This window comes from Longimicrobiales bacterium, from assembly GCA_035764935.1.
In the GTDB taxonomy this organism is placed as follows: Bacteria; Gemmatimonadota; Gemmatimonadetes; order Longimicrobiales; family RSA9; genus DASTYK01.
The window spans coordinates 1-22,194 of the sequence record DASTYK010000041.1; the positions used below are offsets into that span (position 1 = coordinate 1).

At 66.8% G+C, this 22,194-nt stretch carries 13 protein-coding genes and 1 tRNA gene; 8 read left to right on the forward strand and 6 right to left on the reverse strand.

The window, feature by feature from the left end; translation table 11 throughout:
* Nucleotides 1–131: 131 nt before the first annotated feature.
* Complete coding sequence (locus VFU06_03060) at nucleotides 132–581, forward strand: MarR family transcriptional regulator (protein HEU5208367.1); 450 nt, start codon at nucleotides 132–134, stop codon at nucleotides 579–581.
* On the opposite strand, the gene ggt is transcribed toward VFU06_03060, so the two are convergent.
* The gene (gene ggt / locus VFU06_03065; GenBank protein HEU5208368.1) at nucleotides 575–2,305 is read right to left on the reverse strand and encodes a gamma-glutamyltransferase; all 1,731 of its coding nucleotides are present in this window, start codon (nucleotides 2,303–2,305) and stop codon (nucleotides 575–577) included. The two genes, VFU06_03060 and ggt, sit on opposite strands and share 7 nt — an antisense overlap.
* A gap of 262 nt (nucleotides 2,306–2,567) precedes the next feature.
* Between ggt and VFU06_03070 the strand changes: the two genes are divergently transcribed.
* The 5 genes from VFU06_03070 (at nucleotide 2,568) to VFU06_03090 (ending at nucleotide 9,176) form a co-directional block, all read left to right on the forward strand.
* On the forward strand, nucleotides 2,568–3,032 hold the full coding sequence (locus VFU06_03070; GenBank protein HEU5208369.1) for a cupin domain-containing protein: 465 nt from the start codon (nucleotides 2,568–2,570) through the stop codon (nucleotides 3,030–3,032).
* 195 nt (nucleotides 3,033–3,227) lie between these two features.
* Nucleotides 3,228–3,301: transfer RNA gene (locus tag VFU06_03075), tRNA-Pro, on the forward strand.
* Between the two features lie 651 nt (nucleotides 3,302–3,952).
* Nucleotides 3,953–6,394 carry a carboxypeptidase regulatory-like domain-containing protein gene (locus tag VFU06_03080; protein ID HEU5208370.1) on the forward strand — a complete coding sequence of 814 codons (2,442 nt, stop codon included), beginning with the start codon at nucleotides 3,953–3,955 and terminating at the stop codon, nucleotides 6,392–6,394.
* Nucleotides 6,395–6,460: 66 nt separating this feature from the next.
* Nucleotides 6,461–7,675 (forward strand): MFS transporter, encoded by a 1,215-nt coding sequence (locus VFU06_03085; protein HEU5208371.1) that lies wholly within the window; start codon nucleotides 6,461–6,463, stop codon nucleotides 7,673–7,675.
* A gap of 115 nt (nucleotides 7,676–7,790) precedes the next feature.
* Entirely contained in the window at nucleotides 7,791–9,176 is a 1,386-nt protein-coding gene (locus VFU06_03090; GenBank protein HEU5208372.1) for a hypothetical protein, read from the forward strand.
* Nucleotides 9,177–9,231: 55 nt separating this feature from the next.
* On the opposite strand, the gene VFU06_03095 is transcribed toward VFU06_03090, so the two are convergent.
* The 4 genes from VFU06_03095 to VFU06_03110 form a co-directional block, all read right to left on the reverse strand.
* On the reverse strand, nucleotides 9,232–9,669 hold the full coding sequence (locus tag VFU06_03095; protein ID HEU5208373.1) for a hypothetical protein: 438 nt from the start codon (nucleotides 9,667–9,669) through the stop codon (nucleotides 9,232–9,234).
* Between the two features lie 77 nt (nucleotides 9,670–9,746).
* The gene (locus tag VFU06_03100) at nucleotides 9,747–10,970 is read right to left on the reverse strand and encodes a RagB/SusD family nutrient uptake outer membrane protein (GenBank protein ID HEU5208374.1); all 1,224 of its coding nucleotides are present in this window, start codon (nucleotides 10,968–10,970) and stop codon (nucleotides 9,747–9,749) included.
* Between the two features lie 18 nt (nucleotides 10,971–10,988).
* Entirely contained in the window at nucleotides 10,989–14,036 is a 3,048-nt protein-coding gene (locus VFU06_03105) for a SusC/RagA family TonB-linked outer membrane protein (GenBank protein HEU5208375.1), read from the reverse strand.
* Between the two features lie 222 nt (nucleotides 14,037–14,258).
* Nucleotides 14,259–15,764 carry a hypothetical protein gene (locus tag VFU06_03110; protein HEU5208376.1) on the reverse strand — a complete coding sequence of 502 codons (1,506 nt, stop codon included), beginning with the start codon at nucleotides 15,762–15,764 and terminating at the stop codon, nucleotides 14,259–14,261.
* Between the two features lie 484 nt (nucleotides 15,765–16,248).
* Between VFU06_03110 and VFU06_03115 the strand changes: the two genes are divergently transcribed.
* On the forward strand, nucleotides 16,249–18,831 hold the full coding sequence (locus VFU06_03115) for a M14 family metallopeptidase (GenBank protein HEU5208377.1): 2,583 nt from the start codon (nucleotides 16,249–16,251) through the stop codon (nucleotides 18,829–18,831).
* A 103-nt stretch (nucleotides 18,832–18,934) separates the two neighbouring features.
* Here VFU06_03115 and VFU06_03120 read toward each other — a convergent pair whose 3' ends face one another.
* Nucleotides 18,935–19,585 (reverse strand): Spy/CpxP family protein refolding chaperone, encoded by a 651-nt coding sequence (locus VFU06_03120; GenBank protein HEU5208378.1) that lies wholly within the window; start codon nucleotides 19,583–19,585, stop codon nucleotides 18,935–18,937.
* A 195-nt stretch (nucleotides 19,586–19,780) separates the two neighbouring features.
* Here VFU06_03120 and metE point away from each other — a divergent pair, with 195 nt between their 5' ends.
* Nucleotides 19,781–22,189, forward strand: a complete 2,409-nt coding sequence (metE, locus tag VFU06_03125) for a 5-methyltetrahydropteroyltriglutamate--homocysteine S-methyltransferase (GenBank protein HEU5208379.1) — start codon at nucleotides 19,781–19,783, stop codon at nucleotides 22,187–22,189.
* Nucleotides 22,190–22,194 lie beyond the last annotated feature (5 nt).

A 22,194-nucleotide genomic window follows, 5' to 3' on the forward strand; every position in this document is an offset into this window, starting at 1 on the left:
TCTGCTTTGATTATCTTAGTACTAAGATATATGCGAGCGAGAGTATAGTCAAGTCTTTATTGAAGCGGAGGGAGCCCGCCGGCTGTCGGTCAGTTGGACCGTGCGCGGGGTCCGGAACCTGGAGGGATCGAATGCGAACGAACCGGGATGCAGCGCTCAAGCTGTTCGTGGTGCTGAACCGCACGGTGGCGGCGCTCCGGCAGCATGCGGAAGCGGACGTCGCACGACATGGCCTCACGGTCGTCGAGTTCGCCGTGATGGAAGCGCTCTATCACCGTGGTGACATGCCGCTGGGCGACCTGCAGAAGCGGATCCTGGTCACGAGTGGTGGCATGACGTACCTGGTGGACCGGCTGGCCGAGCAGGGGTACGTCGAGCGGAGGCCGTGTGAGACGGATCGGCGGGTGCGCTACGCGTCGCTGACCCCGCAGGGGCGCCAGCTGATGGCGGCGATCTTCCCGGCGCATGCGGAGGCGCTGGAGCGCGCGATGGCGGGGCTCACGCTCGATCAGAAGCGCGAGGCGGTCGCGCTGCTGCGGGAGCTGGGGACGTACGCGGCGGAAAACGCGCCTGATCAGTAGGCCAGTCCGTACGCCTCGCGGCGCGGGTCCGCGCCGGTGCGGCGGGCGCCGGAAGCGGGATCGATCAGGATGAGCTGTACGCCGCCGAACGTCGCGTTCCAGCCACTGATCACGGACAGGTCGTGGCCGCGTGCGGCGAGGGCATCGACGACCTCGTCGCGGACGCCGCGCTCGATGCGCACGCGCAGGCCGCCGTCGTGAATGTAGCGTGCCGCCTCGACCGCCTGCTGCGGCGACATGCCGAAGGTGAAGACGTTGTGGTAGACCTGCGTGAGGAACTGTGACTGGCCGTGACCGCCCGGCGTGCCGATGGTGAGGCGAAGGTCGTTGTTGCCGTCCGTGACGAGGAGCGGCGTCAGCGTGTGGAACGGTCGTTTGCCGGGCGCGATCACGTTGGGATGGTTTCGGTCCAGCGTGAAGCCGGCGCCGCGGTTCTGCAGCACGATGCCGGTCTGCGGATCGACGAGGCCCGAGCCGAAGGTCGAGAAGAGGCTCTGGATCCAGCTCACGGCGTTGCCCCTGGCGTCGACGGCCATGAGGTAGACCGTGTCACCGTCACCGCTCGCGGGCTCCACCTGCATCGGCGCTCCCACACCGGCGGGCACACGCTCCGCCGCGCGCGTGCCGACGAGCGTTGCGCGACGACGCAGGTATTCGCCCTCGAGCAGGCGATCGAGTGGTGGCGGCGCGAACGCCGGATCGGCGAGCCAGCGATCGCGATCGGCAAATGCGAGCTTCTTGATCTCGATCAGCGTGTGCAGATACTCCGCGGAGTTGTGCTGCATCTGCGCGAGATCGTAGTGCTCGCTCATGGCGAGCTGAGAGAGCTGCACGAAGCCCTGGCTGTTCGGCGGCATGGCCCAGGCGCGACGCCCGCCGGCAAGCTGCGCCGAGAGCGGCTCGACCCACTGGGGCTGATGCTGACGGAAGTCGTCGACGCGCAGGTAGCCGCCTTCGGCTTCGACGAAGCGCGCGAGCTGTTCGGCGATGCTGCCGCGATAGAACGCATCGGCGCCGCCCTCGGCAATGGTGCGCAGCGTGCGGGCGAGCGCGGGGTTGCGCAGCACGGCACCTACCGCGGGCAGCTCACCGCCGGGCGCAAAGATCGCGCGACCGCCGTCATTCAGTCGCTGCACCGCCTCTGCGATGTCGCGCTGCAGCGTCGCGGTGACCACCCAGCCGTTTTCGGCAAGCTCGATCGCGGGCGCGAGCGCATCCGCGAGCGTGATGGTGCCGTAACGCTCGAGCGCGGCGGTCCAGGCGGACACGGCGCCGGGGACGGTGATCGTGAGTGCACCGTTGTCAGGCACTTCGTCGAGACCGCGTTGCGCAAACAAATCCGGGGTGGCGAGTGCGCCGGCGCGGCCACTCCCGTTCAGACCGGTGATTCGCCTGGTCGATGCTTCGTAGAACAGCGCGAACGCGTCGCCGCCGACACCGTTCATGTGCGGCCGCACGACGGCGAGCACGGCAGCCATCGTGACGGCGGCGTCGACGGCGTTTCCGCCGCGGCGGAGCACCTGGTAGCCGGCGGCAGCCGCGAGCGGGTGACCCGCGACGACGGCACCGCTGCGGCCTGACACGTCCGCGCGATTCTGACGGAACGGCTCGGAGCTCTGGGCCAGCACGGGCGCTGCTGCACCGGTCGCGAGCAACACCAGGGCGGGGGCGATGCAGAAACGGCGACGCCGCGCCCGCGCGCGCTTCGCATGCGACTGGATCATGGCTAACCGGGCCGGGACGGGGAGTGGATGCGTTGAGGAGCAATATGCGGTGCCGTCGAGCGCGTCAAGACACATGTGGCCGGGCGGCCATCCCGAACCCGAGCGTCGCTCTTGACTGGGAGGTATCCGGACTGCATCGATGCACGTTGGCCCAAGTGCGCTGCACACTCCTGCACTGCTCTGGAGCCACTCGCATTCGACGCAGCTCCCCCGGGCCAGCGCTGCAGTCGCGAGCGGCTTACGGGCAGAGGAAGTCTCCCCCATGCTCCGCATCACCACACCCACCGCGCTCCTCCTCACGGGCCTGATGGCCCTTCCTGCTGCGGCGCAGGACAGCATGCACGCCACCGAGGCCGCATCGCTGGAGTGGGCACCGGCAGACGTCGAGGGATTCGCCCCCGGGATGATGATCGCCGTCATTCACGGTGACCCGTCCGCCGCCGGAGAGCCGTACACGCTGCGGCTGCGCTTCCCCGACGGCTACCAGTTCCCGGCCCACTGGCATCCCGTGGCCGAGCACCTGACGGTGATCAGTGGGACATTCCACCTGGCAATGGAAGGCAGTGAGACCGGGCCGCTGAACACGTACCAGCCCGGTGACTACCTGTACATTCCGGCCGAAATGGCGCACAGCGGCGGCGCGACGGGCGAAACCATCGTGCAGCTGCACGGCGTGGGGCCATTCGAGATCATGCTCGGGCGCGGTCCAGGTGTGAGCAGCCGCTGACAGCAGGTCGCGGGACCGATAGCAGGATGTGCGAGGCGGCACGGCGGGGGCTTCTGCCGGGTGCGGAGGCCCCCGCGCGATTCGGCGGAGCATGTGGGAAGCCGTGTGTTCTCCTGCGCGCCGGACCGGCACACGCGGCCGCGTACGTTTCGGGTTGCTTGCGGGAAAAGGCTAAACTAGCTTGTAGCCACAACTCGGGACGTGGCGCAGCCCGGTAGCGCACCTGAATGGGGTTCAGGGGGTCGCCGGTTCAAATCCGGCCGTCCCGACTGTCTATGACGAGGCCTGACAACGCTTTGCGGAGTCAGGCCTCGTCTGTTTTCTAAACAGATTGCCAGAAATCACCAGAGGATCAGCGCAGGCGGAAATCGCATCGCCGCCGACACACCCGTGTGCGCGGGGACAGGAAGCGCTCAGGATATCCGTCGAAGCCTCTGCCACTCACGCGCGCCTGCCGACGACAACGCCAACATCGCGATCACCCGGAAGCGAGAGCAAGGCTCGGTTCACCGGGCATCTGCGGGGCCGCCGATTCTCGCAAGCGAGCCCCGGCAACAGCTGGATGGATCTGCTGAGGCAACTTGAACCCGACTGGTGAAACACAACAACGACGAAGACTACCCGAAACACTTGACCATCACCGCACGGCGTTCAAACTGTCGTAGCTGGCACCAACCTCCAGCCCAGCGTCGTGCCCGCAGCTTGCAGTCGCAGCTCGCAGTCGCGGTCCTCCGATGCCCCGAGAGGCCGTACGGCAGTCGCCACAAACAAGCGGCCATTTTTCTCACTTCGCTTGCGCACTGATGAAGCATTGCGCCGCCGCAAGCTGGGCGTGCAGGCAGTTGCCTGATACGGAGAAGCCCACGTCGCGCTCCTTGCGATCCATCTGAGTGTTACCACGCCGTGATTTGCAGGATTTTATGGTGAACTCTCGCAAGTCTGGGCGCCCGTTGCTGACACGAAGCGCACTGATCGCCGGGGCGGTAACAAGTCTTGTCAATGTCGCCTCACTTGCGGCGCAGGAGATCAGCGGCCGGGTCGTGCAACAGGAGACTGGGGAGCCCGTCGCCGCCGCGATCATCGAGCTGGTTGATGATTCCACGCAGGTTGTTACGGGTCAGACTCTCACCGGCCCGGATGGTTTGTTCCGCCTGACGGGCGCGAAGGCGGGTCGCTATCGTTTGAGGGTCGAGCGGATAGGCCTGGCCACAATCAACACAGCGCCCTTCCTGGTGTCTGGTGGGAGCCCCGTGTTCCGCGAGGTTGTCGTACCGGCCGAGCCAATCTCGCTGACAACGCTGAGTGTTGCGGCGGAGCGACGCTGTTCGGTCCGGTCTGATGCACCGATCTCGGTCCAGCGACTGTGGGATGAAGCTCGCAAGACGCTCCTCAGCGTTTCTCTGCTGGATGAGGCGTGGCTCGCCACGTTTCGCCTGCTGCTCTGGGAGCGAGACCTTGACCCCGCCACCGGCCGCATCCGCTCCGAGGAACTATCGGAGCGCACCGTGATGCAGGCGCTCCCATTCATCAGTGGTCCGCCACTCGAGCTGCTTCAGAAGGGCTTCATCCGCAGAGAAGGTTCCGTTACGACATACCACGTACCTGACGCCAATGTGCTGCTCTCTGAGGTGTTCCTCGAAACGTACTGTTTCCACTCGACGAGAGACGAAGAGCGTGTCGGCCTGGCATTCGAGCCCTTCGGAGGTGCCGCCGGAATCCGAGGCACACTCTGGCTTGATCGTGAAAGCGGTGCACTCAGCGAACTGGAGTACGCGTATACCAGCGCGCCTGACGGTGGTTATGACCTGAGCTCCGGCGGAGTGGTAGAGTTCGACCGAATCGAGAACGGGGCATCGATCGTGTCCCGATGGTACGTGAGAATGCCCAGATTCGCCATAATGAACGGGAGGGAAACGGCGCAGGTTGCGCTGATACGCGAATCGGGAGGCCAGGTACAATCATCCCGGCTGCGCGGCCGGCCTCGCAACATCACCGCCCCCAATGCAACGGTATCCGGGACGTTGCTCTCGGCGGAGGGCGAGCCACTTCCTGACGCGTTGGTGTATGTGGCTGGCACGAACCGATCGGCTCGCACAGACCAGCACGGTGCGTTCGCGTTGTCCCACATGCTGCCGGGGCAGCATGTGATCAGCTGGATACGCGATGGTGACCGCAGTGGCGAATTCGCCGACGTGATAGACCTGGAGGTTTCCAACGCAGACACAGTGATTGTGCTCCGTGAGCTTCCTCGCCTGGCATACTTCAGCCAACAGTGTGGTACGGAAGCCCGGAGGAACAGCACGGGAAGCGTGTTGGGACGCGTGCTCGCCAACCGGATGCCCGTCCCATTTGCAATTGCGACCGCACAGGAACCCGGCGGCAGAATCGTCGAGGTCCGTACGGATGCCGCTGGTCGCTTTGCATTCTGTGACGTTCGCGAGGAAGCCCTGATTGAGGTGACACACGGCGCTCGGGTCGCAGTTCGGCACGTTGGCTTGAGCGCCGGGGAGGTCATGCGACTTTCGGTAGCCCTTCCATCGACTGATCACTCAGTCTCTACAGACACCGTGCTCACCGAGTCTATCCAGGCGCGGCTCGCCGCCGACTCGGTCGCGGAGGTGGAGGCGCGTCAGTCTGCAGCGCTCGCGCATGCACTCGAGCGCATACCGGGGTCGGATGCGCCCGGCCGGGTCTGGGGGGTAGTCCTCAGCGACGATTCCAACGCACCGGTACCAGGAGCACGGATCGTCGACATGCAGAGCAGTTCCGCTGTCACCACGGACCAACGAGGCACGTTTCGGTTCGAAACGCGCTCCCCGATGTTATACCTGCAGGTCAGTCACGTCGGATTTGCCACCGTTTACGACACACTATATGTGCCCCCCGGCGACGTTGTGCAGCTCGAGATCCGCCTCGGCATCACGACGCTGGAGCCGATCGTGGTAACCACACGCCGGCGTGGGCTGCTGGCCGATGCCTATTGGAGACGCGCGCACCAAACCGGCATTTTTTTGGATACCCTCGCGATTCGCCGTCGAACACCGCGCGTAATCACGGATATGCTTCGCGATCAAAGCGGTGTGCATGTAATCACTCAGGGGAGCGGTGTCCAGGGTGGGCGCCTATACTTTCGGAATGAGTGCGCACCAGCCGTATTCGTGGACGGGGTTGAGGTGACTCGGGTGAGCAGCAGGCGCTCGGATCAAGCGATGCGCGAGGCATTCGATGAAGTCAACCGCCTGCATCCGAGCGGGATCGAGCTGATCGAAATGTATCGAGGGGCTTCCGAATTACCTGGACAGTTTGGAGGGGCGGGCTCGATGTGCGGGGCGATTGTCATCTGGTCGCGGCGCGGGAACTGATGCCCTTGCGAACCGCGCGCAGCTAGGCGCCGCGGCCTGGCTGCCTGCCGCCCGCGACGTCATGACATGACCGACTCACCCGGCCGGCACGCCTCCAACGTTCGACAGATCCCGCGCAGCATCTGGGTGCTGGGGCTCGTCAGCCTCTTCATGGACATTTCCTCCGAGATGATCCACGCCCTCCTGCCGGTCTACCTCGTGACGGCACTGGGTGCATCCACGCTCACCGTCGGATTCATCGAAGGCGTGGCGGAGGCGACGGCCAACATTACCAAGGTCTTCTCCGGCGCACTGTCCGACTGGATGGGGCGGCGCAAGCTGCTGGCCGTGGCCGGCTACGGGCTCGCCGCGATCACGAAGCCCATCTTCGCACTCGCCACCACGGTGGGCTGGGTCGTCGCGGCGCGCTTTCTCGACCGCGTCGGGAAAGGGATCCGCGGTGCACCGCGCGACGCGCTCGTGGCCGACCTCGCTCCGGAGGACGTGCGCGGGGCGAGCTTCGGACTGCGGCAGTCGCTCGACACCGTGGGTGCCTTCATTGGACCGCTCGCGGCCATCGCGCTCATGTCCGTGACTGCGAACGCGTTCCGTACCGTGTTCTGGATCGCGGCGGTGCCGGCCGCGGTGGCGGTGGCACTGCTCGTCCTGGGGGTCGAGGAGCCGAGGTCGCACCGCGCGGTTTCGCAACCGAGACCGCGCCTGGCGGACGCGGGTCGCCTGGGAGCTCGATTCTGGGTCGTCGTCGCCCTGGCGGCGGTGCTGACGCTTGCACGCTTCAGCGAGGCATTCCTGGTGCTGCGGGCGCAGGACGTCGGGCTGAGCGTGGCCATGGTGCCGCTGGTCATGGTCGTGATGAACGCGGTGTACGCGCTCTCGGCCTACCCGGCCGGCGCGGCGGCCGACCGGCTAGGGCGTGGCGGCGTGCTGATCGTCGGACTTGGATTCCTGATTGCTGCCGACCTGGTGCTCGCGCTCGGCGGGACGATCGCGACAACGCTCGTCGGCACGGCACTCTGGGGGCTGCACATGGGCCTCACACAGGGCCTTTTCGCCACGCTCGTCGCGGACACTGCGCCACCCATGCTGCGCGGCACCGCCTTCGGGCTCTTCAACCTCGCGATCGGGATCGCCATGCTGGCGGCAAGCATCATTGCCGGCGCGCTCTGGAGTGCCTACGGACCGGCGGCCACGTTCCTGGCGGGGGCGGGCTTCACCTTCCTCTCACTCACGGGCTACCTGTTGGTTCGCGGGCGAATGCAGCTGGATCGGAGGACCTGGTAGGCCACGTCCCACGTCGTCGTTGCGCCGCCGTTCGCCTGATGCCAATACTGGAGTGGGTTTCGCACCCGCGACACTCCCGCACCAGCCCGGCCTCCATTCGACAACTCGACTCGCCATGACGCGCAATCTCCCGGTGGTTCATTCGACCTGCAGCGGCCTTGTGATCCGTTTCCTGTGCCTCGCCGCCGCGCTCGCACCAGTCGCCTGCGGCGACTCGCCGACCACGCCTGCGACCGCTGAGCTGCGAGTGGCAGTGACTCAAAGCGGAAACAGCTCGGATGGCGACGGCGTGATCATCGAGGTCACGAACCAGGCGTCCGGCAGCCGGCGCTCCGTTCCCGCCGATCCGGGCGATGCCGTCGTTCTCGACGAACTCGGCGCCGGTACTTACCTGGTCCGCCTGACCGGCCTCGCCGAACACTGTGTCGCCGTGCCGGACGAGATCTCCGTAACGCTGTCCGGGCAGGCGGCTGAGGTCAGCCTTGCCGTCGACTGCGTCGGCCAGTTCGCCTGGGCGCGCTGGTTCTCGCAGGAGCGGCAGGACGTGCTGTACCTCGACGAGCACGGCGCCGAACAGACCCTTTCGCAGGGTGGCTGGGACATACCGCGCGACTGGTCGCCCGATGGCCGCTTTCTGCTCGTCGACCGCTGGATCGGGGATCGGTGCGAGACCCGGCGTGTGGGCCTGGACGGCAGCGTGCAGCAGGTGCTGATCGGGCCGAGCTCCGTCGGAAACTCCCAGTGGTCACCATCCGGGGACCTGATCGCAGTCCAATACGGCTCGTGCACCGACGGGGTCGAGCAGATCGATGTCGTTCTGCTCGATGCGGCGACGTTGGCGCCACTGGACTTCGTCCCGAACACCACGAGTGAGCTGGATCAGCATCCTGCCTGGTCACCGGATGGCAGCGAGATCGTGTTCGTGCGCTCCGAGCACGCGCTGAACAGCTATGCCGTCGCAACCCGCGAGCTGCGCGAAATCGCACAGTTTCCCCGCCGCATCGATTTCCCCGTGTGGTCTCCCGACGGTGATTACATTGCCGTCGTCGCGTACTCCCCGCAGCAACTCCTCATCCTGGACGGACAGTCGGGTGAGATCGTAGCGACCACACCGGATTCGATCATTGCGATCACCGCGGCATGGCTGCCCGATGGCAGGACCATCCTCTTCAACGGACTGCAGGGCGCCGACGAGTCGCTGTATTCCATGAGCGTGGAGGATGGCGCGACGCGCCGCTTCACGGGAGAGGTCTCGGGCATCGTCGCCGCCGGTCTAAGCGTGGATGTAGACGCCCGTGTGCTGTTCGTGGCCCGCCCGACGGGCACCAACGCAGTGTTCGTTGCCGATGCCGATGGCAGCAACGCCCGGCAGCTGAAATCGGGCAGCGAGCACATGCAGATACCGGTGTGGCGAAGCACGGTGAGCGCTTCTGCAAGCCTTGCCAGGAGGGGTGCGGCTCGCCAGGCGCAGGCAAGCCGGCAACAGGGTGCGCCGCAATGATCGGATCGAGGCATCGCGATGGGGCCGGTCGGCTCATATGCGAACCGGGGCGCACCTAGTTGTTCGGATTCGGCTTGTCCGTGCCCGGAGTGCCATCCTCGTCGCCGAACTGCGTGAGCACGACGTAGCCGGCGACGGCCGCTGCGAGGCCGACGAGGGAGAACGTACGCCAGCGGCTCAGCCGACGCTCCTCGAGCTCCAGGATGGCCGCATTGGAGAGCGTAATGCGCCGGTGGAGTCGAGCTGGCGCGGTGCCGGGCTCGGGAATCACGGACGGGATCGAGAGCACCAGTGCGGCCGGCTCGACGTCCACGACTTCGCCCTGGATCACGCGATCCTGCAGCCCGACGAGGTCCTCGAGCCGTGCCGACTCCTCGGACGTGATCCGCGCGCGCACGTCCAGGCCGGGGTCAGCCTCGAGCGGGTCGATGAGGAAATAGCTGTAGCAGCCGCTGCTCGCCAGCGAGCCCAGGAGAATGATCGCGCAGGCCATCCGGGCTCGACCGCCACTGCAGACGGGGGCGGCGTTCGCCGCCCCCGCAGGTACTGGTTCCCGCAGTGAAGAGCGACTCATCCACGCAGGCTGTCGTTGGTGTTCAGCTCCTCCTGGCTGATCGGAATGCACTGATCCCGATTGGCCAGGAAGTCATGGTGCGCGGGACCGCTCTCGGCAAACCAGCGGCGCAGGTCCCACAGCCGACGGTTCTCGAGCCACGTTGTGGCGCCCCGCTCGACGTGCAGGATGCTCCACGCATCCTCCAGCGTGAGCGGTGGCACGAGCGGGTCCATTCCGTAGTGGGCGCGAGCCTCGTTGAGCAGCAGGAAGGCACCGGGGATGTCCGAGTTCCGCAGCGCGGCCTCTGCCCGCAGCACCAGCATCTCGGTGCCGGACACGAGGGGTACGTCGTCTTCCGTGCTCGTGTACTTCTTCTGCTGGTAGTGCGGTGTGCTGCCGTTCGCGCCTACGGCCACGGAGCCGTCATCCTCGTACACGATGATCCAGGGTGCGCGTGGATCATCCGGATGGTCGGCCCACTCGGTGTCGAAGACCGTGTACTCGAACCGGTCGTGCGTCTCGTACGCGATCTGGTTGCTCTCGCCATCCGCTGACAGCATCGAAACGTAGGAGAAGTCGACGGGCACCTGCTGCGCGTCCTGGACCGCACCCGCCCAGTCGCCGAGCCAGGCGCGCACGCTGGCGCGACCGGCGTACGCGGCCGTGACCACGTCGTCGCTGCCTGCCGCCTGGCCGATGGCGATCGCCTGGGTGAACTGGTCGATGGCGCGTTCGAAGTGGACGGTGTGCGGCTCGCGTCCGCCGCCGTCGATCGCTGTCTCGCACACGTTCTCGCCGAGAGTGCGATTCGCGAAGCCGGCGAGCAGGTACGCACGTGCGACGAAAGGCGAGCTCTCGAATGCCCCCGGCGTATCTTCGAGGATGCCCTCGATGCGGACGATTCCCTGTTCGGCGACCCAGCGCGCCTGGTGCATGGTGCCCCAGATGCCGTCGACGTCCTCGGGCAGGATCGTTCCACTCGGAACGTCCGCCCAGTCGTAGCTCCCGCCATGGAACAGCTCGCCGGCCGCGAGCGGCACCCAGGCCTCGAGCAGGCCGTCCATCGCCTGTGCGAGGTCGTAGGACATGCCGACGACCAGGCCGGAAATCGCGGCGCGGTTGTCGAGGTTCTCATCCGCGATACGGCCGGGCGCCTCCGTCTCGAAGATGTCACAGGCAGCCAGCGGGACCAGGACGATGAGTGCGGCCGCGCGAAGCAGGTTCGTTGCGTTCGACATCGATCTCGTCTCCCGGTCTCAGAACGTGAAGCGCAGCGCCATCAGGAACGCGCGCGCCGGCGGAATCTGGTAGTAATCGCGACGGCCGAACTCACCACCGCCCGGCTGATTGCCGGAAGCATCCGCTGCATCGGTCATTTCGGGATCCGCACCGGTGTAGTCGGTGATCGTGAACAGATTGCGCGCCGAGAGCGTGATGCTCGCCTGGTCGGCGAAGCGGATGAAGCGCTCCGGGATGTCGTACGTCAGCGAGATGTAGCGCATCTTGAGGAAGTCGCCCTTTTCGGTCCAGAAACCAACGCTGGCACCGACCGTCTGGGCATCCTCGTTGTTCTGGCCGATGTAGGCACAGCGCGCACGGTCGATCGCACTCACGCCATCGAGGGCCGAGGCATCGCCTTCTTCCGTGTACGCCCAGATCTTCTCCTGGATCGCGAAGCACGGGTGCCATGCACCCCGGCGTCCGCTCTGGTAGCCTGTGTAGTTCTGTACGACGTGACCGCCCTGGAACTCAGCCAGTGCATCCAGCGTGAGCCGCTGGAAGAACGTGATCGTCGTCCCCAGGCCGAGCAGCCGATTCGGATACACGAGCCCGATGATCGTATCGGTGACTACGGGTGCGCCGATCTCATTCGGGTTCATCACCCGGTCGTTCACGTACACGGGCCCCGGCTGCCCCTCGATCAGATAGGAGTTGAGGCCGGTGTAGATGCGCGTGGTGTCCGGATCGCCGTCGTCCAGGTCGATGACCTCGCTGTCGAACAGCGTGCCGTTGAAGCGGACCTGCCAGTCCAGGTTGGTCGTGCGCAGCAGGCCGGCCGTGAGGGCGAACTCGACGCCCTTGTTCACCATCTCGCCGACGTTCTCGTTGCGTGACGCCAGGAAGCCCTGCGACGGCGGGTACACGACCGGCACGAGCGCGTCGATCGTACGCGCGTGGAAGGCCGTGAACTCCGCGCCGAGGCGACCGTCGAAGAAGCTGGCATCGAAGCCCGCTTCGATCTCGCGTGTCCGCTCCGGGCCGACCTTGTCATTGCCGATGTCCAGCGGCGTGAACCCGGGCTCGCCATCGTCGCCGGAAACCGGCGCCCACGTCCGGACCTTGTCGAACGCGTTCGGTGCCTTGCCTGACTCGCCAATGGCTGCGCGGAGCTTGAACGTCTCCCAGAAGTCGGTGGGCCACCAGTCGTAGTCGGACAGCACGTACGACGCACTCACCTTCGGATACGCCTGGAGACCGAAGTCGTCACCGAAGGCGCTGTTGCCATCGACGCGCAGGCCGCCCGTAAGGAAGAGGCGGTCGCGCCAGCCGAGCTGCTCCTGCAGGAAGAAGCCTGCATTCGTGCCGGACACGACGTCGTCGGCGCGATACGTCAGCTCTGCACCCGACTCGAGGGTGGGCTCGCCGGGGCCGGCGAAGCTCTGCACATCGAACTCGGTCCAGCGCCGCCGGTCGCGGAACAGCTGCCCGCCCCAGGAGAACGTCGATGCCAGCGATTCGCCGAAGTTGTTCCGGAAGGAACCGGCGTAGTCGAGCGAGACCTTGGTATGGAGCGTGTTCTCGTCCCAGTAGTACCCCTCCGGCAGCGTCAGATAATCGAACGGCAGGGTCGTCTCGGCGTTGATGTGGGTATAGTCGTAGCCCACCGTAAAGCGGTGCGTGAAGTTCTCCGTCGGCGAATACATCGCGGTCAGACCCGTCGTATAGTGATCCGAGCTCGCGAGATTGTCGCTCTCGAAGGCGTACACGTTCGTGACACAGGTCGTACCATCGGGCACGGCGTCGCATTCACCGGCCTTGCCGCCTCGCAGGTAGTTGTTCGCGCCACGCCCCACGTTCAGCAGGAAGCCCTCCGAGTTGTTGCCATCGGCAACGAACCGACTCTCCCGCTTCTGATAGGAGTTGTTCAGTGTGAAGGTGAGCTCGTCCATCGGCGAGAACGTCACGTTGGCGCGGAAGCCGCCGTCGGTCGAGCGCTGCGTCGGCAGGATGCCATCTTCGCGACCGAAGTTGCCGGAGGCGAAGTACGTGATGTTGCCCGTCCCGCCGCGAACCGACAGCGCGAAATTGGTGATCGCGCCGTTGCGCATCCAGTCGCCGTCGGACGGACACGTCGGATCCACGAAGGGCTCGCGCTCGCCGGTGTCGATGTCGAAGCCGTAGAGCAGCTCCGTGTCGCCGCAATTGACGTACTGCTCGCTCGGATCCGCGTCCGTGCCCCAGCGGGCACCACTGTTCACACCTGCGGTGAGCTCAGTGCTCCAGATCGCGTCCGAACCCGCCACGCCCCGCTTCGTGAATACCTGGATCACGCCGTTCGACGCCTCGGTCCCGTACAGCGTGGTCGCAGCCGCGCCCTTCACGATTTCGATGCGCGCGATGTCCTCCGGCGCGATGTCCTGCAGCGGCGAAATAAAACCCCGACCGCCCCAGCCGGCGCGTGTCGGCTGGTTGGCGATGCGCACGCCGTCGACGTAGATGAGTGGCTGTGCGTCCTGCGACACCGAATTGATTCCGCGGATCTTGATGGTCGACCCGGACCCCGGCTGGCCGCTGTTCGCCATGAAGGTCACCCCGGGCGCCCGGCCGGCGAGAACGTCACTCGCATTGACAACCGGCACATTCTCGATCTGCGCGGCACCGACCGTTGCAACGCTGTTGCCGATCTCCTTGCGGCGCACCTGCGCGGCCGTGCCCGTCACGACGATCTGGTCGAGCGCCACCGCGGTCTGCGACAGCGTGAAATCGACGGTGACCGTCTGGCCGGCCGTCACGTCGATCGTCCGCTCCTCGCCGCCGTACCCGATCAGCTGGACCGCGACCACGTGCTGGCCAGCCGGCACCCCGGTCAGCATGTAGACCCCGTCCGCATTGGTCAGCATGCCGATGCCGGTGCCACTGACCATGACCTGCGCACCGGCCAGCGGTTGACCTGAGCCCTCGCTGGTTACCGTGCCCTGGATGCGACCGGTGGTCTGCTGGGCCCCGGCCGAGGTCGGCCATGCCGCGAACAGCATGGTCACGACACATACCAACGCACGGGCGACTGCGGAGCGGATCGTCATGGCGATGCCTCCGAAGAGATGTGCTGTGTTTTCTGATCTACTGAAGCGCGTTGCGCTCGCGCTCCGAACAGAATTCGAACAGCCACGGGGGCTGTCGAAAGAAATCGCCTCGATACGGCAGGCGCCTGATGACTGACCAATAGGGGTGGTCTGCGACAATACGCGACCGCGCGACGCGCTGTCAAGAAGCAATCCGGGGCGGTGACCGCCCCGCGGCTCAGGTCACGACCCGGCCGAAACCGGCCGCTGCGCGCAGGTGCCGGGCCATCCCTGCTCGCAGGCGATCGCATAGAGTCGTGCCGGATCACGTTCCGTCAGTGGCGGTTTGGTCCCCCTGAGCACGATGGGCAGGTCAGCGAGCCGCGGGGCTTCCCGCGCAGGGGCAACGGCGCCGGGCCCCTCCGGGCGGGCAGCGGCACATGCCGGTGTGAAGCCCAGGCTGCACCCCCGGACCAGCGCCTGGCCTGCCGGTTCGCCCGCTTCCAGGCGGCGGATTGCCCACTCGTTGCAGGCCCACCCGGAGCCGTTCTCGCAGTAAATTCCCGTCATCGCCAGGACATAGTCACAGGCGCGCTCGCTGCCAGCGCTGCACGCCTGGTCCCAGAACGGCAGTGCCTGGCCTGGATGGTGGTCTCCGACACCTCGTGAGACGCTCAGCGCCAGGAAGACGCAGGCCCAGACGGCGGTCCACGCGAGATGGGCTCTGCGCGCACTCGACGGCGCCGCCGCGACGGCCTGCCGCGGGGCTCGAGTGAGCCGGTCGATCCCGCGCACGGTCAGATTCATGAGCGGCACCGGGAGCAGTTTGTCGTAGAACGTCGGAACTCCGAGTGCACTGAGCAGCACGTAGAAGGCGGCGGTGCCCGTGCCGTAGATCGCACCGAAGGCGACACGTCCCGTGCCGGTCCGCGGCGAGGTGGACGGGTCGGTGAAGAGGAGGTGCATCCCGAGAAAAACGGGCAGCGGGATGTGCGAGTCGAAGAAAAGGTAAGTGCCGGTGACCTGAAGGTAGACCTCACTGATGAGGAACAGCGTGACCACGGCCGACAGCGTCATCCGCGCCACCCCGAACAGGACCTGGCCCGGGAGTGACACGAGGAAGATCACGAGGTACATGTGCGGCGGGTAGAACTGCGTCGTGGCGATGGCGGTCCCCAGCGTGATGTCGGAGGACGCCGTCGCGATCAGCAGGATCGACGCGAGCCCGAGCGGGAAGGAGGACGGGTTGAAGATGTGTGCCGAGCGTCCCTCACGCTGCCAGCGGATGAACTCCTTGGCCGCGAACCCGACCAGGATCATCGCAAACTGCAGGGCGAACCATTCCGGCTTGAACCAGAGGAACAGGTTGATGCTGAGGATGACCGGAAACGGGCCGAACCCGATCGGGTACCGGTGACGGCGCGAAAGGTTGAGCAGCGCATCGACGCCGTAGGCAAACACGAGCTGTGCAACGATGAGAGGCAGGAACGCATAGACGAAGCGGACATGCCACCCCCAGTACAGCAGCACGGCAGCCTGCGCACATGCCTGCACCCAGTGCGGCGTGCGGATGACGACCTCGAGGGCCAGCGACCGGCTGCTCCGGCGCGAACGAAGCCAGACGGCAGCGGTCCACGCGAGCAGCAGGCCGCCCGCACCTGCGAATGCCCAGAACAGGCCTGGCGTTCCGACGGCCAGCGGTGCAAACGCGAGCAACACTGCCGCACACGAGAGCGGCAGCAGCAGCACGCGAGCGGTTCCCGGTCCACTCGCGCGCTGAGTTGGCGTGCTCGCCGCGGCAGGCGCCGTGATTACCGGTGAAACGTCCCTTCCCATGTGCGGTCGCCTTTCCGTAAGAACGGATCGGTTACGTGCCGGGGCCGGAGGATCCGCCGGCAGACGACGAACCAGTTGATCGCCAGCATGGCGACCAGAGAAGCATCCTGATGGGAACAAGCGGTGGCCGCCGCTGGCAGGCAGCGCGCGGGGTCACTGGAATGATATGCAGATCGACCGGACCGGCAATGGTGTCATTCCAGCGCTTCCGGTCGGGTGCACGGCCGCAGTCATGGCCGCGACGTCGAGCCTGACAAACGCGAAACCGAGCCGCAGCGAGTTGGGGAAACGAGGGTTTCGGCGCGCCTGCCGGTGCCGGGGCAATCCTCGCGTTCCCTTCCGCGCACCGGCAGCCCACCCTATGATCCCGCCCTGATCCAAACCCGAGGGGCGAGCGATGATGCGACTGCGGCACCTGCACACCCGCGTACTCCTGAGCGCTGCCCTGCTGTGCAGTGCGGCGCCGGTTCACGCGCAGAACGACTACTACTTCCCGGCCGGCGAGACCTTCGATCCGTCGGTTCCGAGTCCTGCGGAATTCCTCGGTTACGACATCGGCGACTGGCACACGCGGCACGACCGCATCGTCGCGTACATGCAGGAGCTGGCGCGTGTATCGCCGCGCGCTACCTACCAGTCGATCGGCACCACGTACGAGCAGCGTGCGATGCCGGTGCTGACCGTGACGTCGCCCGAGAATCACGCGCGACTGGAGCAGATCCGGCAGGAACACCTGCGCGCGATCGATCCGGCCCAGCCGTATCCCGGTGCGGGAGAGCGACCGGCGATCGTGCACCTCGGCTACAACGTGCATGGCAATGAGCCGTCGTCCGCGGAGGCGGCCATGCTCACTGCGTACTGGCTGGTCGCGGGACAGTCGCCGGAGGTGCAGCGCTACCTGCGTGAAGGCGTGTACCACGTGGAGCCGTCGCTCAACCCGGACGGCCGCGACCGGCATGCGCACTGGGCGAACATGCACCGTGCGGAGCCACCGGTCTCCGACCCGGCCGACCGTGAGCACAACGAGGTGTGGCCGGGCGGCCGTACGAACCACTACTGGTTCGATCTCAACCGGGACTGGCTGCCGCTGGAGAACCCGGAGAGCCGCGCACGCATCGAGTTCCACCACGCGTGGCGCCCCAACGTGGTCACGGACTATCACGAGATGGGCACCAGCAGCAGCTACTTCTTCGAGCCGAGCGAACCGCACGGGTCGTGGAACCCGCTGCTGCCGGAGGAAATCTACACGGACATCACGCTCGACTTCGCGCGCTACTGGGCAGGCGCGCTGGACGAAATCGGCTCGTTCTACTTCACCAAGGAAGTCTACGACAACACGTATCCGGGCTACGGCTCTACCTACCCGAAGTTCCTGGGTGGGCTCGGACTCGTCTTCGAGCAGGCCAGCTCGCGCGGACACGTGCAGCAGAGCAGCCACCACGGCGAGCTGACGTTTGCCTTCACGATCCGCAATCACGTACGGACCAGTCTCGCGACCGTGCGCGCGGCAATCGATCAGCGTGCGCGCATGCACGACTACCAGCGCAGGTTCTTCGAGTCAGCGCTGGACGAGGCGGCGGAGTTCCCGGTCCGGGCATACGTCTTCGGCCATCCGCACGACGCATCCCGCAACCGTGAGTTCCTCGACCTGCTGCTGCGCCATCGCATCCAGGTCTACGCCCTGGGAGACGAGATTCGTGCCGACGGCAACGTCTTCAGGCCCGGCTCCGCATGGATCGTCCCGACGCGCCAGCCGCTGTACCGCATGGTGCGCACGATCTTCGAGCGCACCAGCGAATACGCGGACAGCCTGTTCTACGATGCATCCACCTGGACCGTCAGCCTCGCCTACGGCATGCCCGACGCCGCCGTGCGCGGAGGGTACGACGCGGGAGCACAGGTGACGGCGGTGCCCGAAGCCGCCGGTGCCGGCACCGTGCCCCGCAGCAGCTACGCGTATGTGCTCGACTGGAGTGACTACTACGCGCCGCGCGCACTCTACGCGATGCTCTCACAGAACGTTCGTGCGGACGTCGCCTTCGAGCCATTCACGGTTCTGACCAACGAGGGTGAGCGGACGTATCCACGCGGTTCGATCGTCGTGCCCGTCGAGCGGCAGAGTGCCGACGCTGCCGCACTGCACGACATCGTACGCACCGCGGCCGCGGACGCCGGCGTGCGCTTCCAGGCCGTCGCAAGCGGCTACGTCGTGGCGGGCCCTGACCTCGGCAGCCGCAGCTTCCGTCCGGTCACACTGCCCCGCCTCCTGATGCCGATCGGTGAGGGTCTCTCCGCCAACGAGGCAGGCCAGCTCTGGCATCTGCTGGATACCAAGATGGCAATGCCGGTGACGAAGGTGGATCCGGGCGACTGGGACCGGATCGATCTGAACGACTACGACGTCCTGGTGCTCGTCTCGGGCAATCACGGGTACATCGACGGCGAACGGCTGGAGGCGCTGCGCCGCTGGATCCGCGCAGGCGGAACACTGGTCGCCACCCGCACAGCCACCCAGTGGGCCGTGCGCAACGGACTGGCGCCGAACACGACGCTGGCGGACGAGGAGGCGGTCGACAGCACCCTCACGCGCCGCGACTTCGCCGATGCCGTCGAGATCGAGGGCGCGCAGGAAATCGGCGGGTCCATCTGGCTGGCCGACCTCGACACCACGCACCCGCTCGCATTCGGCTACCACGATCGGCGCCTCGCGGTCTGGCGCGACCACGAGCTGTTCTTCGAGCCGAGTGAGAACCGGTACAGCACCGTCGCACAGCTCACGGCAGAGCCGCACCTGAGCGGCTACATCTCCGCTGCCAACCTCGAGCGATTGCGCAACTCACCCTCGGTCCTCGTCGACCGGCTCGGCCGCGGCACCGTGGTGCTGCTGATCGACAACCCGAATTTCAGAGGATACTGGCTGGGGACCAACCGGCTGTTCCTGAATGCGCTGCTGTTCGGTTCGTTGATCACCGTTCCCTAGCCGTCCAGGCATCTCGACGATCGCATCCACCACGCCCGCCAGATCCAGCATCGGATCTGGCGGCCGCCGGAGGAGCTGCGCAGCCCGCGCAGCGGCAGCCGGCTCACCCGTCGTGACCGCCCTGGTGCCCCTCCGCGCCCATCATCATGCAGTGCATCATCATCATCTGATGCATGTGCTGCATGTCACTCATGCCGGCGCGCGGCTGTCCCGCATCCATGCGCGGCGGGCCGGCGCTATCGGGGCGTGCGGGCATGCGCGGCATTGCGGCGGCGTCTGCGCCGGGCGGCATCGCGTGCATCGGGCGCAGTGTCTGGAGCGTAGCGCGCTGCTCGGCCGTCAGGACCTGCCGTGCCTCGACACTGGCTCGCACGACCGCGACGTGCGCCTCCACCATGTGCTCCGCGGCTTCCTCGAGCGCGTCCTCGTACTCGTCGAAGTCGGGAGAGTCTGCGCGCAGCAGCTCGACGGCTCGCATGTGCGCAGCACGCACCGGCTGCATGTGCTCGGCGCCGATCGCCTGCGTCCGGTCGCTGATCGCCTCGAGCCGGCTGACCTGGTCTGCGGAAAGCGACAGCGCTTCGCGGTGCTCGAGCAGCAGCGCCGCTGGCGGCCCGCCCATCATGTCCATGCACTGCTGCATCGCCGGCGCCTCCGCCGGCATCGGGTGCTGCTGTGCCGCGGCGGGCAGTGCAACGGCGAGGGTCGCGAACGGGATGAGTGCGGCAGCCGGTCTGAGTGAACGTGCTCTCATGGATACCTCCGGGGGTCGGGGAGCAGCTGGCGCGCTGAGCGCAGCGGGACCGACGCCAGCACTCGGCGCCAGCACTACCTGTCCTGCGACTCCCGTACCACGGCGGTGCCGGCCGCCGCCTGTGAGCAAAGTCACGGTTTCCGGCGACCTGATCCTCCATCCTTCCACCCATACCCGCACTCGGGGGAGGAACGCATGGCGCAGTCGGCAAATCTCGGGTTTCCGCGCATCGGCGCGGACCGCGAGCTGAAGCACGCGATCGAGGCGTACTGGGCGGGACGCCTGCCCGCACACGATCTTCACGAGACGGCCCGCCGGCTGCGCGCCGCGCACTGGGGCATGCAGCAGGATGCGGGCATCGCGCTGATCCCGTCCAACGACTTCTCCCTCTACGACCACGTGCTCGACACGGCAATGCTCGTCGGTGCCGTTCCGGAGCGCTACGGTCGCGCAGGCGGCAGCGATGCGCTTGCGACGTACTTCGCACTCGCGCGCGGGGTGCAGACGGGAGGGCGCGACGTCGCCGCGCTCGCGCTGACGAAGTGGTTCGACACGAACTACCACTACATCGTGCCCGAGCTGGGGCCGGAAACGCGCCTGTGCCTGTCCGCCACCAGGCCGTTCGACGCATTCAGCGAAGCGCTCGCGCTCGGCGTCCGCACCCGGCCTGTGCTGCTCGGTCCCGTCAGCTTCCTGCTGCTGAGCCGATCGACCGACTCGTCTTTCGACCCCCTCGAGCGGCTGCTCGATCCTCTCGTCGAGATCTATGGTGAAGTGATCCGTCGCCTGGGCGAGCTGGGCGCGGAGTGGATCCAGGTGGACGAGCCGTGCCTCGTGCAGGATCGCACGCCCGCCGAGCTGGCCGCGCTGGAGCGCGCCTACTCCAGGCTCGCCGATCACGCCGGCAGCGCCCGCCTGCTCGTGCAGACGTACTTTGGCGACGTCGGCGCGGCGTACCCCGTGCTCGCCCGCCTGCCGGTGGCGGGCATCGGCCTCGACTTCACGCGCGGCGACAACCTCGCTCTGCTGACGCGGCACGGTCTGCCGGCGGACCGCATCCTTTCCGCCGGCATCGTGGACGGCCGCAATGTCTGGATCAACGACCTGGAATCCTCGCTCGGGAAGCTGGACGCGATCACCGCGCACGTCGCGCCGGACCGGCTGATCCTCGCGCCGTCCTGCTCGCTCCTGCACGTACCGCTGGACGCCGGTCGCGAGACTGCACTGGACCCGGAGCTGCGGTCGTGGCTCGCATTCGCGCGCCAGAAGCTGGACGAGGTCGCCACGCTCACGCGCGCGGTCAATGAGGGGCGTGCGGCGATCGACGACGAGCTCGCGCGGAACCGAACGATCCTGCGTACGCGCGCCGCGTCCGCCCGCACACGGGATCCGGAGGTGCGTGTGCGCACCGCGCAGCTGGATCCGGCGGGCGCTGCACGCGACGTCGCATACGGCGAGCGCCGTACTCTGCAGCAGGCCCGGCTCGCGCTGCCAGCGCTGCCGACCACGGTCGTCGGCTCTTTCCCGCAACACGCGGAGGTGCGTGCGGCGCGGCGGCGCTACCACGCAGGCGAGATCGGAGCGGAAGAGTACGAACGCTTCCTGCAGAAGGAGGTCGAACGCGCGGTCCAGGTGCAGGAGGCAGCGGGCATCGACGTGCCCGCACATGGCGAGTTCGAGCGCGGCGACATGGTCGAGTACTTCGCGGAGCGATTCGACGGCTACGCATTCACGCGGCACGGCTGGGTGCAGTCGTTCGGCACGCGCTGCGTCAAGCCCCCCATCCTCTTCGGAGACGTGCGGCGGCCTGCACCAGTCACCGTCGCATGGTGGCAGTACGCGCAGTCGCTCACGAACAGGCCGATGAAGGCGATCCTGACCGGACCCGTGACGCTGCTGCAATGGTCGTTCGTGCGCGACGACCAGCCGCGCAGCGATACCTGCGTTCAGCTCGCACTCGCCGTGCGCGACGAGGTGCTCGACCTCGAGCGCGCCGGCGCTGCCGTCATCCAGGTCGACGAGCCCGCACTGCGCGAAGGCATGCCGCTCCGCCACGAACAGGCCGCGGGCTACCTCGCCTGGGCCGTGGGCTGCTTCCGCCTCGCGACCGGCGGCGTCCGGTCGGACACGCAGATCCAGACGCACATGTGCTACTCGGAGTTCAACGGGATCATGGACGCGATCGAGCAGCTCGACGCCGACGTGCTGCTCATCGAGAACGCACGATCGAACGAGGCGCTGCTCGAAGTATTCCGCGAGCGCGGCTACCCGCGCGATATCGGACCGGGCGTGTACGACATCCACTCGCCACGCGTACCATCGGCAGATGAAATGGCTGCACGGCTCCAGGCTTCACTGCGCGTGCTGCCGGCCACGCACGTCTGGGTGACGCCGGACTGCGGGCTCAAGACGCGCACGTACGAGGACGTGGAGCCCGCGCTCGCGAACATGGTGCGCGCCGCGCGCACGGTGCGAGCCGCGTGTATCTCGCGGAATGAACCCCCTCTGAGCGGTGCAGCGCAGGAGGCAGTGCGCGGCGGTGTCGCATCCGAGACGGGCTGGGCGCTGTACCTGCAGCGATTCAGCGCGCTGCTGGAGGAGTGACGCGC